This is a genomic window from Syntrophobacterales bacterium, assembly GCA_031274925.1.
In the GTDB taxonomy this organism is placed as follows: domain Bacteria; phylum Desulfobacterota; class Syntrophorhabdia; order Syntrophorhabdales; family Syntrophorhabdaceae; genus PNOM01.
Genome location: JAISPL010000030.1, coordinates 42,385 through 56,781 on the forward strand (window position 1 = coordinate 42,385; position 14,397 = coordinate 56,781).

Annotated in this window: 12 protein-coding genes and 1 tRNA gene; 11 read left to right on the forward strand and 2 right to left on the reverse strand. The window is 49.7% G+C overall.

What is annotated here, in order from left to right; genetic code table 11:
• Positions 1 to 195 precede the first annotated feature (195 nt).
• From clpB to LBQ00_05710, 4 genes are all read left to right on the forward strand, one after another.
• Positions 196 to 2,781, forward strand: a complete 2,586-nt coding sequence (clpB, locus tag LBQ00_05695; GenBank protein MDR2018347.1) for an ATP-dependent chaperone ClpB — start codon at positions 196 to 198, stop codon at positions 2,779 to 2,781.
• A gap of 256 nt (positions 2,782 to 3,037) precedes the next feature.
• Positions 3,038 to 3,112, forward strand: a tRNA-Val gene (locus LBQ00_05700).
• A 748-nt stretch (positions 3,113 to 3,860) separates the two neighbouring features.
• A complete protein-coding gene (locus LBQ00_05705) occupies positions 3,861 to 4,502 on the forward strand; it encodes a hypothetical protein (GenBank protein MDR2018348.1) in 642 nt (213 codons plus the stop codon).
• 1,064 nt (positions 4,503 to 5,566) lie between these two features.
• Positions 5,567 to 8,086: a heavy metal translocating P-type ATPase gene (locus tag LBQ00_05710; GenBank protein ID MDR2018349.1), complete on the forward strand. Its 2,520-nt coding sequence runs from the start codon at positions 5,567 to 5,569 to the stop codon at positions 8,084 to 8,086.
• 152 nt (positions 8,087 to 8,238) lie between these two features.
• Here the strand turns inward: LBQ00_05710 and LBQ00_05715 are convergent, their stop codons facing one another.
• A complete protein-coding gene (locus tag LBQ00_05715; GenBank protein ID MDR2018350.1) occupies positions 8,239 to 8,508 on the reverse strand; it encodes a hypothetical protein in 270 nt (89 codons plus the stop codon).
• A 327-nt stretch (positions 8,509 to 8,835) separates the two neighbouring features.
• On the opposite strand from LBQ00_05715, the gene LBQ00_05720 reads away from it, so the two are divergent.
• From LBQ00_05720 to LBQ00_05750, 7 genes are all read left to right on the forward strand, one after another.
• Complete coding sequence (locus tag LBQ00_05720; GenBank protein MDR2018351.1) at positions 8,836 to 9,081, forward strand: hypothetical protein; 246 nt, start codon at positions 8,836 to 8,838, stop codon at positions 9,079 to 9,081.
• 152 nt (positions 9,082 to 9,233) lie between these two features.
• A complete protein-coding gene (locus LBQ00_05725) occupies positions 9,234 to 9,494 on the forward strand; it encodes a hypothetical protein (protein ID MDR2018352.1) in 261 nt (86 codons plus the stop codon).
• Between the two features lie 203 nt (positions 9,495 to 9,697).
• A complete protein-coding gene (locus tag LBQ00_05730; GenBank protein ID MDR2018353.1) occupies positions 9,698 to 10,315 on the forward strand; it encodes a class I SAM-dependent methyltransferase in 618 nt (205 codons plus the stop codon).
• A complete protein-coding gene (locus LBQ00_05735) occupies positions 10,312 to 10,587 on the forward strand; it encodes a hypothetical protein (protein MDR2018354.1) in 276 nt (91 codons plus the stop codon). The genes LBQ00_05730 and LBQ00_05735 overlap by 4 nt, the downstream gene beginning before the upstream one ends.
• A gap of 53 nt (positions 10,588 to 10,640) precedes the next feature.
• On the forward strand, positions 10,641 to 11,792 hold the full coding sequence (locus LBQ00_05740) for an aminotransferase class I/II-fold pyridoxal phosphate-dependent enzyme (protein MDR2018355.1): 1,152 nt from the start codon (positions 10,641 to 10,643) through the stop codon (positions 11,790 to 11,792).
• A 110-nt stretch (positions 11,793 to 11,902) separates the two neighbouring features.
• Positions 11,903 to 13,285: a DNA recombination protein RmuC gene (locus tag LBQ00_05745; GenBank protein MDR2018356.1), complete on the forward strand. Its 1,383-nt coding sequence runs from the start codon at positions 11,903 to 11,905 to the stop codon at positions 13,283 to 13,285.
• A 91-nt stretch (positions 13,286 to 13,376) separates the two neighbouring features.
• Entirely contained in the window at positions 13,377 to 13,577 is a 201-nt protein-coding gene (locus tag LBQ00_05750) for a hypothetical protein (GenBank protein ID MDR2018357.1), read from the forward strand.
• A 40-nt stretch (positions 13,578 to 13,617) separates the two neighbouring features.
• Here LBQ00_05750 and LBQ00_05755 read toward each other — a convergent pair whose 3' ends face one another.
• A complete protein-coding gene (locus LBQ00_05755) occupies positions 13,618 to 14,397 on the reverse strand; it encodes an SAM-dependent chlorinase/fluorinase (GenBank protein ID MDR2018358.1) in 780 nt (259 codons plus the stop codon).

The following is a 14,397-nucleotide window of genomic DNA, read 5'->3' on the forward strand; positions in this document are numbered from 1 at the left end:
GTTTCTGTGGATGTCGGACAGTTGATTTTGTCTTTGGAGTGATTATATTAAATTATGCGCTGATTCCAATTAACATGTCGGCGCTAGCCGCCATAACGAGGGGGGATAAGCGCCACATACACGGATGAGGCTATTGATGGACGAGGTCAATCCGCCCGCGGGTCGGCAGACGCAAATCGATAACGGAGGCAACGAATGAACTGGGAAAAATTGACAATTAAAACACAAGAGGCTATCGCAGACGCTCAGAAGAAAGCAGAAAGCTGCAGTCACCAGATGGTGGACGGCGAACACCTGCTTTATTCACTGGTTGCCCAGAAAGAAGGTATTGTAAGGCCGATTCTTGACAAGCTCGGTGCAAGCGCGGATGCAATTATGGCAGACCTTGAAAAGGAACTCAGCAGGGTCCCCCGCGTGGAGGGAGGGTCTCAGGTCTATATATCTCCACGATTGAAACAGATGCTGAACATAGCCCTCACGGAGGCGGAAAGGCTCAAAGATGAATATGTGAGCACGGAACATCTTCTTATTGGTGTGTCTGAGGTACCGGAGGGTCCGGCTTTTTCCATATTGAAACGTTATGGCGTAAATAAAAATCAGATATACACGGTCCTCAAAGACATCCGCGGCTCACAGCGGGTAACGGACCAGGCTCCGGAAGATAAATACCAGGCGCTCCAGAGGTATACAAGAGATCTCACAGACGAGGCAAGAAAAGGGAAGCTTGACCCTGTGATCGGCAGAGATGAAGAGGTGAGGAGGGTCATGCAGGTCCTTTCTCGAAGGACCAAAAACAACCCGGTAATCATCGGCGAGCCAGGCGTGGGCAAGACGGCCGTCGTTGAGGGGCTGGCCCAGAGGGTCGTGGGCGGGGATGTGCCGGAGACGCTGAAAAATAAGAAGGTTCTTGCCCTTGACCTCGGTGCGATGTTAGCGGGTGCAAAATACAGGGGCGAGTTTGAAGACAGACTGAAGGCGGTTCTTAAAGAGATTGAAGAGGCCGCCGGGGCTATTATTCTCTTCGTCGATGAACTCCACACCCTTGTCGGCGCGGGAAGCGCCCAAGGAGCCATGGACGCCTCAAATATGTTGAAACCGGCCCTTGCCAGGGGGGAGCTTCGCTGTATCGGCGCCACGACGCTCGACGAATACAGGAAATATGTGGAGAAGGACGCGGCTTTGGAGAGGAGATTTCAGCCGGTGCTAGTAGGTGAACCTTCCGTTGAAGAGACCATTGCCATTCTGAGGGGGCTCAAAGAAAGATATGAGCTTCACCACAAGGTGAGGATCAAAGACTCGGCGCTCATTGCAGCGGCAACCCTTTCCCACCGCTATATCGCGGACAGGTTTCTCCCCGACAAGGCGATCGACCTCATGGACGAAGCTTCGTCAAAGCTCAGAATGGAGATCGACAGCGTCCCTACGGAAATCGATGAGATTGAACGGCGGATCATACAGATCCAGATTGAGATAGAGGCGTTGAAAAAAGAGAAGGACGAAGCTTCGAAAGAACGCAGGGAAAAACTTAAAGGTGAGCTCATTGATCTTCAGTCAGAGGCGGCAGGGAAAAGAGGTCATTGGGAAAAAGAGAAGGCTCTGATTACCGGCATTGCTGACGTGAAGGAAAAAATAGACAGGGCTAGGGTAGAGGCCGACGAGCTTGAGCGCAAGGGTGAGTTTGAGAAAGTAGCCGAGATACGGTATGGGCAGGTGCCGACTTTAGAAAAGGGACTCGACGATAAGAATGCGCAGCTTTTGGATCTGCAGAAAGACAAGAAGATGTTGAAGGAGGAGGTCGACGAGGAAGATATCGCAAAGGTAGTCGCCAAGTGGACTGGCATACCCGTATCCAAGATGCTTGAAGGGGATATGGAAAAGCTTATCAACATGGAAGACAGGATACACCGCAGAGTGATAGGACAGGATGAGGCGCTGGAAGCGGTTGCGAATACTATAAGACGGGCACGGGCAGGACTTCAAGATCAGAACAGGCCCTTGGGCTCATTTCTTTTTCTAGGGCCCACTGGAGTTGGCAAAACAGAGCTTGCGAAAGCCTTGGCCGAGTTTCTCTTTGACGATGAGCAGGCGATTGTTCGTATAGATATGAGCGAGTTTATGGAGAAGCACTCCGTGGCTCGCCTGATTGGCGCTCCGCCCGGTTACGTGGGATATGAAGAAGGAGGATACCTTACGGAAGCGGTGAGGAGGAAACCTTACTCCATTATCCTCCTTGATGAGGTGGAGAAGGCCCATCCCGAAATATTCGACGTACTCCTCCAGGTCTTGGATGACGGGAGGCTCACGGACGGGCAGGGAAGAACCGTTGACTTCAAGAACTCGGTCATCATAATGACCTCGAATATCGGGAGCCAATGGATTACTGACCTTGAAGGTAAAGAATATGAAGAAATGAAGAGACGGGTCATGGAGGCGGTGACACTCCACTTCAAGCCGGAGTTCTTGAACAGGATCGACGAGATGATAATCTTCAGGTCGCTTACCGTGGACGATATCAGGCGGATTACGGACCTGCAGCTCGCATATCTGTCGAAGAAGATGGAAGAGAGGGGGGTAGAGCTTACGTACACGGACAAGTTGAAGTCGATGATCGCGAAGGAAGGCTACGACCCGGTCTACGGCGCCCGTCCGCTAAAACGGCTCATCCAGAAAAAGATCCAGGACTCCCTGGCGCTGAGGGTACTGAAGGGCGAAATAAAGGAAGGAGACAAAGTAAAGGTGGGCGCCGACGCTAAAGACGACGCAGTCTTCGAAACTGCGTAAAAGGCGAGTAGAGTATCGCAGACTGGCGGAGGATCACAGCCACCGTGTCGTCTCGTTACCAAAAAGGACACCCGGAGGAGGTTTACTTGTTCACTACTCTTAAAACCGTACACAAATAATTTTGCTGTCATTCCGGGCTTGATCTCCGATAAAGTTATTTGAGGACAGGCCCGGAAGCCATTGTTTTTTCTAGTTTCCTCTTGACTAAATCCCCCGGATGTTATAGATTTGAGGGCCATTATAGTTTGAGGTCTGTAGGCGCGTAGCTCAGTGGGAGAGCGCTACCTTGACACGGTAGAGGTCAGGGGTTCAATACCCCTCGTGCCTACCATTTTTTGACGTATTTACAAGGATCTCCGAGGAATGTCCCCGGATGTTCGAATTTTCCCGCTTTACCGAATGTGAGATCTGTTTGAGTGGTCAGTTTGATGCCAGGGCCATCTCTGCTATATATTCCTTCCGGTAATGGTTCGTACAGGTTTTGTTGATCATGTCGAGGCCACCGGATACTATTGTACTCTTGTCTCGTCTCAGCATCCTTGTAATTTCGCCTTGAATTACCCCTTCCAATGGCATTCGTTCTTTCTATCTCAAGTATCCCCCCTTTTTTCTGTGCACTGTGGTATCATTGGGCCCGTTTATCGGGTTATCTCCTGTGCTTGTTGGCGTAGCTATTTGCAGCTACCTGCAGTTTACAGGCAGTTGCTACGCTGCGTTATCATTATGCTCCTCTTAGGGGCTTAGTTTTTCACTCGGGAAAAAGTAGAATAAACATTACGTGTTTCAAAGATTCTACTTGACAACCTCAGCGTGGCTCACTATAATGTAATCTGTCGAATATTTTAGAAAGCAGTTTTGGAGATTCTTAAATGAACGACCGTATCCGCATAATTAGCAGTTTTTTTAGCCACGAAGCCTTTCTCGCTTCGTTTTTGGGCCGTTTACCTCTACAGAGCCGATTGTTTATAGGAGTGTGCTGAGATTATAGATAACTAGCGGCAAAAGTGCGCACCCATGGCAATTGATGAGGTTGCTGTGGATGCGTTTTCTTTTGTAATAAAAAAACGGAGGAAAACAGCATGAAAGAGCCAACCCAACCCATCCGCGAGGAAAGCATGGACAAAACCCCGGCCCCAGTCCCCAAGGAGTGGGCCAATCCAACCCCGGCAGGACTCGTGGCCCTTGCAGTAGCCTGTTTTGCTTTTTTTGCATTGCTAAACGGTTATGTCGAGAAATCAGCCATGCCTTTGATTGGTTGCTGGCTTCTCGGTGGTTTCGTCATCCAGATTGTTGTCGCGCTTCTCGACTTAAAAGGCGGAAACTACGCGGGAGGCAACACGTTCCTTTTTTTTAGCGCTTATTTTATGTTTGTCAGCGGCTTGGAAATGTTTCTCAAATACAACGGCATTGCATCCGGCGCGCCGCTTGATTCCCGAGTCGATGGCTATACGTGGCTCGCCCTCACCTTGGTCGTATACCTTTGGACGCCAGCTTTTTTGAAAACATTCAATTTATTATCCATAGTCGTGCTTGCACTTGATGTAGCGCTGCCGTTCATAACGCTTCTTGACCTCAAAGTTTTACCGCATAGTTATGCGTGTGTCCCGGCGTTTGCCCTGCTTACATCGGCGCTATTTGCTATCTATCTCGGCGCGGCGCTTGTCGTGAACACGACTTTCGGCAGGACAATATATCCAGTAATAGAGGCAAAGAAAAAATAGATAGGTGTTTTGGTTAAAGCTATATTTTACAGTCAGAAAGGGCGATAAGGTAGATCGGTATTTGGAATGAAACCGGTGAGACGATTGATCGTGGGCAAATTAGAGCGATTCAACGGGAAAAATTTATTCCACCGTTGAAAACATATAGGCGAATGTACTTTATTGCCAGAAAAGGGAACAGGTGAAAGATACAACCGGGGTTACATTAAAACGATGGATAGCCTTCGTGGCCTTTCGATTACTGCAAAAAGCAGGATTTGATAGAACATGCTTTTAGTTGCTGTACCGATATTGAGGACACAGTGCGCATACGCGCCTTGTCTGGCGCCGCTCCAACACGATTTTGGGGAACGAGGCAAACTCCCCGCTACCCCTGTTGGCGCTATTGATGTTGTTGCTTTGCTGATGGCAGTAAAACAGATGCCCTTCTCACGGAAAAATACTTCCGTGAGAAGGGCGCAAAATAGACGCTTCCTTATGAGCCGCGAGGCCGCCGCGTTGATATAGTAAAACTTAAACTTATGCAGATGGCTTTCCCTATGGATGTGCCGACTACCAGATGAGCGCGGAAACCGCTGAGATCACTCTCTAATTGACGGAATTTTTTTAACCTGGTATCATCATTCTGGTTCCTGCAGGATCTCCTTGTTGATTTTATTTGTCTGTGCAGCAATTTTGACAAACAGGAAGCCCGAATTTTATGGACTGAAAAACTTTTGTAGCGAACGGACTATAAGGGATCTTGCAAGTCGGATGAACCGGACCTAATCGGGTACGTGGTATAAGGGGGCTGAACGAGAAAAGCGTATATTGCGATGACTTACTGAACCGATAGGTTCGGCTCATGGGCCTTGCATGGGGTGGTGAGGCTGCTATCTTGCAAAGCATATGAAATCGTGCGTGCAAGAATAGCTTTAGACTGGTGATGAGCAGGTGATGGATGAGGTTCTGGAGATGATTTTTCGCCTTATCCGGGAAACCTGCTCTGATTTTCTTCCATGATCCAAGGATCGGTGCTACCTGAAGGACATTGGTTTTTTTATTCCTCGTAGGGGGAGGGAGGCATGACAGACATAGCCGCAAAAACATATGGAACGGAATCCGTAATTCCCGTCTACGGCATGGCGTGTGAACATTGTGTGATGCGGGTCACAAAGGCGCTTGAAGCGCTTAATGGCGCACAGAATGTCCAGGTCTCGCTTTCCGCAGGACGAGTGAAGCTTGCTTACGATCCAGATCTTTTGGATATGAATGACATATATCGGGCGATTGAAGACGCAGGGTACTCAATCAGACCCGCCGGGGAAGGCGTACCTGAAGCGGAGGAAACCGGTATTGCGAAGGTGCCGCCCCATGAAGAAGCCGGCATTCCGGATCACAAATCTTATGCCCATGCTGTTTCAACAGAGAAGAAGGAGAGGTTCAAGGTCAGCGGCATGACGTGTGCCAACTGCGCCCTGACCATTGAGAAAAAACTCCGCGCCGCCAGAGGCGTATCCAAGGCGGTCGTCAACTTTGCAACCGATATGGTTACCGTTGACTATGATCCTGAGATGACCGATTTGTACGTAATCTTCAGCCAGATCAGAGACGCAGGCTACATTCCCCTTGAGGGCCGGGAAGAGGAACAAGACGGCGTTGCGCTCAAAGAGCGGAATTGGCTCATTATAAGCGCCATCCTCTCGCTGCCGCTTATGCCAATGATGTGGTTCCTCCCCATGTCGCCGCTGCTCATGTATGCCATGTTCGTCATGGCTACAATCGTACAGTTCACGGCCGGAGCCACCTTTTACAACGGAGCGTATCACGCGCTCAAGAACAAGTCTGCAAACATGGATGTCCTTGTAGCTATGGGGATCTCTGCGGCATACGGCTACAGTGTGCTGACAACCTTTCCTCAAATCTTTTTTCACGGGCCTACCTTCTTTGATGCCTCGGCGGTTCTCATTACCTTCGTGCGTTTCGGTAAATATCTGGAGGCTAAAGCCAAAGGGCGGGCGGGTCAGGCACTCAAACGTCTTCTTGAGATGCAGGCTGACCGGGCTCGGCTCCTTGTAGACGGCGAGGCGAGGGACGTGGCGGCCTCTGATGTGCTTACGGGAGATGTTGTTCTTGTCAAGCCGGGCGAGAAAATCCCGGTGGACGGTGAGATCGTGGAAGGAGAGACGAGTATTGATGAATCGATAGTCACTGGTGAGTCCATTCCCGTAGAAAAAGGCCCAGGCGATAAAGTGATAGGGGCGACCATTAATACATCGGGGAGCATCAAAGTCAGGACCTCCAATACTGGAAAAGATACGGTCCTTTCCAGTATCATAAGGATGGTGGAAGAGGCGCAGGGGGAAAAACCGTCCATACAACGATTGGCTGACACGATCTCCAACTGGTTTGTTCCGGTTGTTGTCGCCATTGCGGCAGTCACGTGCGTCACTTGGTATTTTGTGTTTCATAGCACCATTGTCTTTGCTTTTACCGCTGCAATCGCAGTTCTGGTCGTTGCCTGTCCATGTGCGTTGGGGCTCGCAACGCCCACGGCGATCATGGTGGGAAGTGGCGTAGGGCTTAACCGAGGTATTCTTTTTAAGTCCGCCGTAGCACTGGAGAGTGTTTCTGGCCTGCATGCTATCGGTTTTGATAAAACAGGAACTCTTACCAAAGGCGTTCCTGAAGTGACGGATCTTAAGCCAACTGAATCCGGCCATGAGGAAGACCTCCTGAGAATAGCATCCGCAGGGGAAAGTCTTTCTATCCATCCTCTTGCCCAAGCGGTAGTGCGCCGTGCAATGAAAGAGGGGATCGCAGTAGAAGAAGTCCGGGATTTCAGAGAAGAGAGAGGGCACGGTATCATCTGCTCTTACGGGGGTGTCCCGCTGCTCATAGGCAATATGAAGCTCATGGAAAGCCACAAGATCGACGTGAGCCCTGTGAAAGGCGAATTCAGAAACCTCACGGAAGCAGGAAAAACTACCATGCTCGTCTGTCTTGACGGTCGCACCTTGGGCGTGATCGCCCTTGCTGATACCCTCAAAGACAACAGCAAAGAAGCAGTAAAACGTCTTCATGATCTGGGCTTGAAGACCTTTATGGTTACGGGAGACAATAAAAAAGTTGCAGATGCGGTAGCAAGCCAAGTTGGCATATATGAAGTTACGGCTGAGATCTTGCCTGAGGACAAGATCAATACTGTAAGGAGGTATCAGGAACGGGGATTGAAAGTCGCCATGGTCGGGGATGGGATCAATGACGCTCCAGCACTAGCCCAGGCTGATATCGGTATCGCCATAGGTTCCGGAACCGACGTGGCCAAGGAGACCGGCGACGTTATCTTGGTCCGGAATGACTTGCTGGATGTGGAACGGGCCATTCGGCTGGGCCGGAAAATTTTGGGTAAGATCAGACAAAACCTGTTCTGGGCCCTCATTTATAACGTGATCGGTATTCCCGTGGCTGCGGGCGTCCTCTATCCCGTGACGGGAAACCTTCTGCCGCCGGAATGGGCAGGATTAGCAATGGCCCTTTCATCTGTATCTGTGGTAGCGAACTCGCTGCTTCTCAAGACGTATGACAAAAAACTCTTTGGTTGACGGAACCTCCAGGAGCTTGGCTCCCAAAGTTCCGTTTTCGGTTCGATCTATTTCCAATCTACCTACGCATATTCTGTAGAACGGTTCTTTGTCGTGAATTGTTGTTCGCTGAACGTGATAATATAGTCTAAGCTGAAGTCAAAAGTCCTCGTCTAGTATCCTATCGCCTTGGCATAGCGTAGATGCGTGTTAACTACAATCCAGTCATAGACGGCCTCGGCTTTTGCGAGCACGATATTTTTGCCTTTAGTGATACTACTCGTCGCCAATGCCCTCATCGAACGTTCCGCAGAGGCGCTACAATCATTCAGAGTGAAGCAATGGGCCATCTCGGTTTGTGAAGCCGATAATTTCCTGTCGTTAAAGTTTCCGGTAGCACGTTCCCTTCTCGTCATGTCAAATTTGTAGTTTGGTGTTCTCAATGAAGAAGGTCCATCCCATTCGACAAAAGTATGATATTCTGTATTGTTCTTCTATGTAAGCATTGGTACCGTCATAATTTGCAGGAAATCTCCGCTGCCCGTCTTTCTGCTTCCATGCAGGCCCGTTTGAATATGGCTTACCTTGATGCCTTATATATGGAATTCCAGTTCATTAACAGGTAAAATATGGATGGGGTATCCTTATGAAACTTACCCGGACGGTAATTGATAACCATACTGTTCGTTGTTTTCTACTTTACGCAACAAATAAGAAAAGATTCGAACAATCTACCGCCTGGTATGTAAGGTCAATACCATAATATCGGAATGGAATATGTCGGAGGCTGTGAGGACGGTCTGATAGACGACCAGGTGACGGTCGCTACGAGTGTGGGTTCAATGATGGCAACACGACAGACAGAAAGCATGCCGGACATTCTCAAAAAGATCAATTGCTCGACATTTTTGTCTGATTCCTCTCCTCCGAATGACAAAATAGGATGTCAGTTTGTCCATCCTATCTTATTTTACATTAATATTCCGCTCGGTTTTGAGATATTTATCGTGGCATGACCTTTGCTTCAGATAGGGTAAACCCTCTGGCGCTGTATGTTACCCATGGTTCGCCCAGAACGAGGGTATTGGTTCCATGTATCGAAAGGAGATTCATATGAAGACACTCATTATGGTAATTGCGGTGATCACGTTAATGGCGGGATGTGCAGTTGTGCCAGTTGCGCCCTATCACAGACCCAGTCCCTATTATGGGCCTTATTACTCCGCTCCATCAGGGTATGGGCACTACGGACACTATGGGCCGCGGCATGCAAGGCCTTATGGGCATGGTTACTATCCTGGCGGGCATTACGAATATCGCGGCCATTAATTGGGCACTCAAACCCAGAGTTCGGCTAAAGAAGAAAGATAAGGCAAGGATTCTGATTCTATCCAGCGGTGTTGAGGCCTTCAAAAAGACGAGTCCCTAGTCAGGTAAAGACACACGTAAGTGTCTGTACTGCGACCTTGCTCAGGCAGGCCTTTTCGGTGCGAACCTTTCTTTGGCGAACCTTATTTTGAAGAAAGCTGATTTGTAAATTTTACTGTCTATCTCCTCCTCCTCAATTGACAGGACTGGGTGTTTCTGGTACATTGGCCTATGCCGGTACACCATCATTTACCCAAAGAAGGGATGCTCTACCAGCGCGACCAGTACGCCAAAGGCGGTGCCGGCCACTGGTACTGGGACTTCCGTGACTCCTACGTTTTCTCCCGCATGCTCCCCCACAATACCTCAATACTGGACGTCGGTTGCGGTGAAGGCATTGCCCTGGAAAAACTGGTCAGAATGTATCCTGACCGCCAGGTTATTGGTGTTGACCTTGAACTTGAAAACATCAAAATCTGCCGTAAATTTGGCCTTACTGCCGTCTACTCGGATGTGAATTCCCTTGCCTTGCCTTCCTCCCGTTTCGACTTCTGCATCATGATTGACATCCTTGAACACCTGAAAACTCCCAGCGAAGCGGTACATGAGGTTTACCGCGTCCTCCGACCAGGCGGGAGGCTCGTCATTGTCATCCCGAACGACAGGAACTTCTTCCTTTCCCGTCTTGCCCTCGGTATGATCAAAGAGGCGTTTTACGAGGTGGGTCATGAAAAGCAGTGGAAACCCAGGGATGTGATTAAACTCCTCACCGACACAGGGTTCCGTATCGCAGGACGAAAGAGCGTTCCCTTCTTGTTCTGGCAGACGAGCCTCCACCATATCGTGACGGCCGAAAAAGTGCTTTCGGGAGGGCTGGATTGAAAAGCATGAACTGGCAGTTCGTCTTTGGCCTCTATCTCATCACGTTTTCCATAATGCCCTACGTCCTCCACTATTACATTTTCGGGGATGACAACAAGATCTTTCTTGATCTCCCTCAATACATTGCTTTCGTTCCCATCCAGATGTCCCTCGTTGCCTTGGTCATAGGCCGGCTACTCATCATCCTGGTCAGGGAGAAACGCACCTCCATTAACAAGCTGAACATGGCAATATGGGGTCTTTATGAGCAAGGTGTGAATGGGCCTGTTTAGGTATTTCTCCCTCTTTCCCAATGCGAAGGCAGAATGTTGCTGATGGTGAGACGATGCGGATAACAAGGCGTGCGTCCGAAATCACCCCTTTCTATGTCATGGAGCTTCTCGAAAAGGCGAAGGCAATGGAGGCGAAAGGCGAGGATATTGTCCATATGGAGGTGGGAGAGCCTGATTTTCCGAGCCCCGCCCCGGTCAAAGAGGAGGCCATGAAGGCGATCAGCGAGAACCGAACCTTCTATACCCATAGCCTCGGCCTTCCTGATTTAAGGGAAAGAATTGCCCGGTACTACCTTGAATCTCACAATGTGAACATCTCCCCTGAACGGATAGTTATTACGAGCGGGACGTCAGGGGCTTTTCTGCTTTTGAGTGTTGCGCTTGTTGAGCGTGGAGACCTCCTTGTTCTCTCTGATCCAGGCTATCCCTGCTACAAGAACTTTGGCGCCATTGTCGACGCGGTCATTTTGCCTCTTCCGGTATCACACGAATCGAACTATGCCTTAACGGCGAACCATTTTCGTGATGTGAAGGAGGAACCCAGGGCGGTGATAATCTCAAACCCCTCCAATCCTACAGGCAGTGTATACGGGGAAAAGACACTTTCTGACCTTTACCAGTTCCTGTCCGGAAATGGTGTGTCGTTGATCGTGGACGAGATATACTCGGGCCTCTCTTACGGTTGCAAGGTAACCACCGCGCTTGCCATCTCGGATGAGATAATCGTGGTGAACGGTTTCTCGAAGACGTACGCCATGACCGGCTGGAGATTAGGTTGGATGGTCGTACCCGATGTACTCGTGAGGCCAATACAGAAAGTTGCCCAGAACGTATTTATTTCTCCGCCGTCAATATCTCAGTATGCGGCTATTCATGCCTTTGCCGTAAAAGAAGAGCTTGACCGTATGGTAGAAACTTACAAAAAAAGGCGCGATTTTATGCTGAAAAGACTTAAGAAGCTTGGTTTTCGTATACCCGTCGATCCCCAGGGTGCATTCTATATTTATGCAGATATAGACAAATGGAACATGGACAGTATGGTCTTTGTTGAGAGGGCGCTCCGGGAAGCGAAGGCTGCAATTACCCCTGGTTACGACTTTGGATCCTTCAGAGCTTCCTCCCATGTCCGCTTCTCCTATGCAAACAGCATGGAACGCCTTGCCGAAGGGTGTGACAGACTTGAGGCATGGCTGGCCGATCGTTAGTTTAGCGCTCGTCTCGCGTTTTGTTGCGTCCTTACGTGGCGTATCCGTGGTAAGAGAGCGGGGGGAGGAGAGGCATATTATAGGTAAACGGATAGTATGGAGGTGGTGAAATGGCAACAGGCATGCTAATAGGTGCTTTTATAACAGGCATTCTCCTCGGCTTTTCGGTCGCCTGGGTCCTGGCGATGTTCAAGTTCCACCGGTCTATGGTCGATTTGGAGGGCAAGACCCGTGGCGCCGAGGCGGTTCTCAATGAATTCAGACAACAGATCGACGCAAAAGACCACGAGGCCATGGGCTTGCGTAATGAAATAGCCCTTGAGCAAAGCTCAAAAATTGAGGCAGTCACCAGACTCGAAGAGTCAAGGAAGAGTCTTGAGGGTGAGCGGCAGCTCCTCGACGTCATGAAAAAAGAGATGACCGACACGTTTAATGCTCTGTCCTCTGCGGCGCTGAAAAGCAGCAGCGAGGATTTTATCAGACTCGCCTCCGAGCGTTTAGGAAAGGTGATTGAGACGACCAAGGGAAAGCTTGGTGAACACCAGGTGGCCATGGACGGAATGATCAAACCGCTCCACGAAACGCTCAAAAAATACGAAGAACAGATAAGGAGCATGGAAGAAGGACGGCTCAAAGCATACGGAAGCTTGGAAGAGCAATTGAGGACCCTGGCGTCAACCAATGAAAGCCTTCAGAGGGAGACGAACAATCTGGTCTCTGCATTGAGGAAGCCCCAAGTCAGGGGCCGATGGGGGGAGATGCAGCTCAAGAGGGTCGCGGAGCTGTCGGGTATGTCGATGCACTGTGATTTCACAGAGCAGGTCTCAGTGGACACGGATAAGGGTAAGGTAAGACCCGATATGGTTATCCATCTGCCTTCCGACCGGGAGATCGTAGTCGATTCAAAAGTATCCCTCGAAGCATATCTTGATGCAACGGCGGACCAGACAGAAGAGAGCAGGAAAGTAAAGCTGGAAAGGCATGCCCAGCAGGTAAGGACCCATATGAATCGCCTGTCATCAAAGGAATACTGGAGCCAGTTCGATAAATCCCCGGAATTTGTGGTCCTCTTTATCCCCGGCGAATCCTTCCTCGGGGCGGCCCTTGATATGGACACGACACTCATCGAAGACGGTATCCAGAAGAATGTGATTATAGCAACCCCGACTACATTCATCGCCCTTCTGAGGGCGATCGCCTTCGGGTGGCGGCAGGAGCAGATCACAAAAAACGCCCACGAAGTGAGATTGTTGGGCCGTGAGCTCTACGAACGTGTTTCTAAGATGACAGAACACTTGGACGCCTTGGGAAATGCCATAAGAAGAGGTACGGAGGCATATAATAAGACAATAGGCTCCCTGGAGGCCAGAGTCCTGCCTTCGGTGAGAAGATTCAAGGACCTTGGTGTAGAAGGCACGGAGATACCTTTACTTAAACAGGTGGACAATTCTCCCCGAAAAGTGGAGACCATGGCGGAAGACACAGACGGATAGCAGAGTTGGATACACTTAATGCAAACTTAAGCCTAATAGCGAAGGCCTTATAAAACGGTCGGCTGAAGCGAAAAGAGAGACAGGAGGAAAGATGCAAGATGAGGAAAGACTGAGAATTGTATTCAAACGACTCATCGAAGAGATGGGGTATTACGACGAAGAATTTGCCGGCTGGACTGAACTTGCACACAACGCGGGGCTTGATGCTGCGGCGAGATTAATAGAGGAGGCGCAGAAATCAATACGGTCAGGAAACCTGGCCTTAAAAACCGCCTTGGAATTGATACGCTAGAGTCTGCGTTTCCGCTCTTCCTTGTATCCTAATCCTTTTATCATCGGGAGTTGACCTTAAAGACCTTCACTTCGTCGTCCTTCGTTGCCCCGACCTTATCCTGAAAACTTCCCTTAAAGTATCCGAACTCTAGGTATCCAGAGCTGCCGAAAAGGCATGTGAAATCGTTTTCGTAATAGCTTGCCGAGATGTTGGAGAAGGACATAGCGCCTATCTCAACCTTAAATGAGATTCCTTTCGCAAAACCGCGGAGTGTATCTTCGGAGATATTGGTGATCCCATTTCCGAACCTGTCGAATCTCACCACTTTTCCTTTGAGTACCTCGCCTTCAGTGATAGGAAGGAGACCGCCCAAGCAGACCGGATCGTCTATCTGACGTCCGAAGGCCACGGGAAGCTCCCCTTTAGAAAGATGAGCGGCCACGGGAGAAAATATGTCCCTCCCATGAAATGTGGAGCTCACAGTGGGAAGCATGAATTCAGGATTCTCTATAACGTGCGCAAAGGGGGTTTCGCCCATGACAAGACTGAAGATGCCGTTATCGGGCCCGACAAAAATATGGTTATGGCTAAGGATGATAATGGGTCTTCGGGCGCTTCCCACCGTGGGATCGACGACCGCGATATGCACGGTTCCTGCAGGGAACCAGCGGTAGTTCTCATGGACGAGAAAGGCACCTTCCCTGATATCCTGAGCCTCCACTGTATGGGTTATATCCACAATCGCCGCATTGGGGTTAATTGAGAGGATTACCCCCTTCATGATGCCTGCATAGGCGTCTTTCATTCCGAAGTCCGTGAGAAGGGTTATGATTTTCAC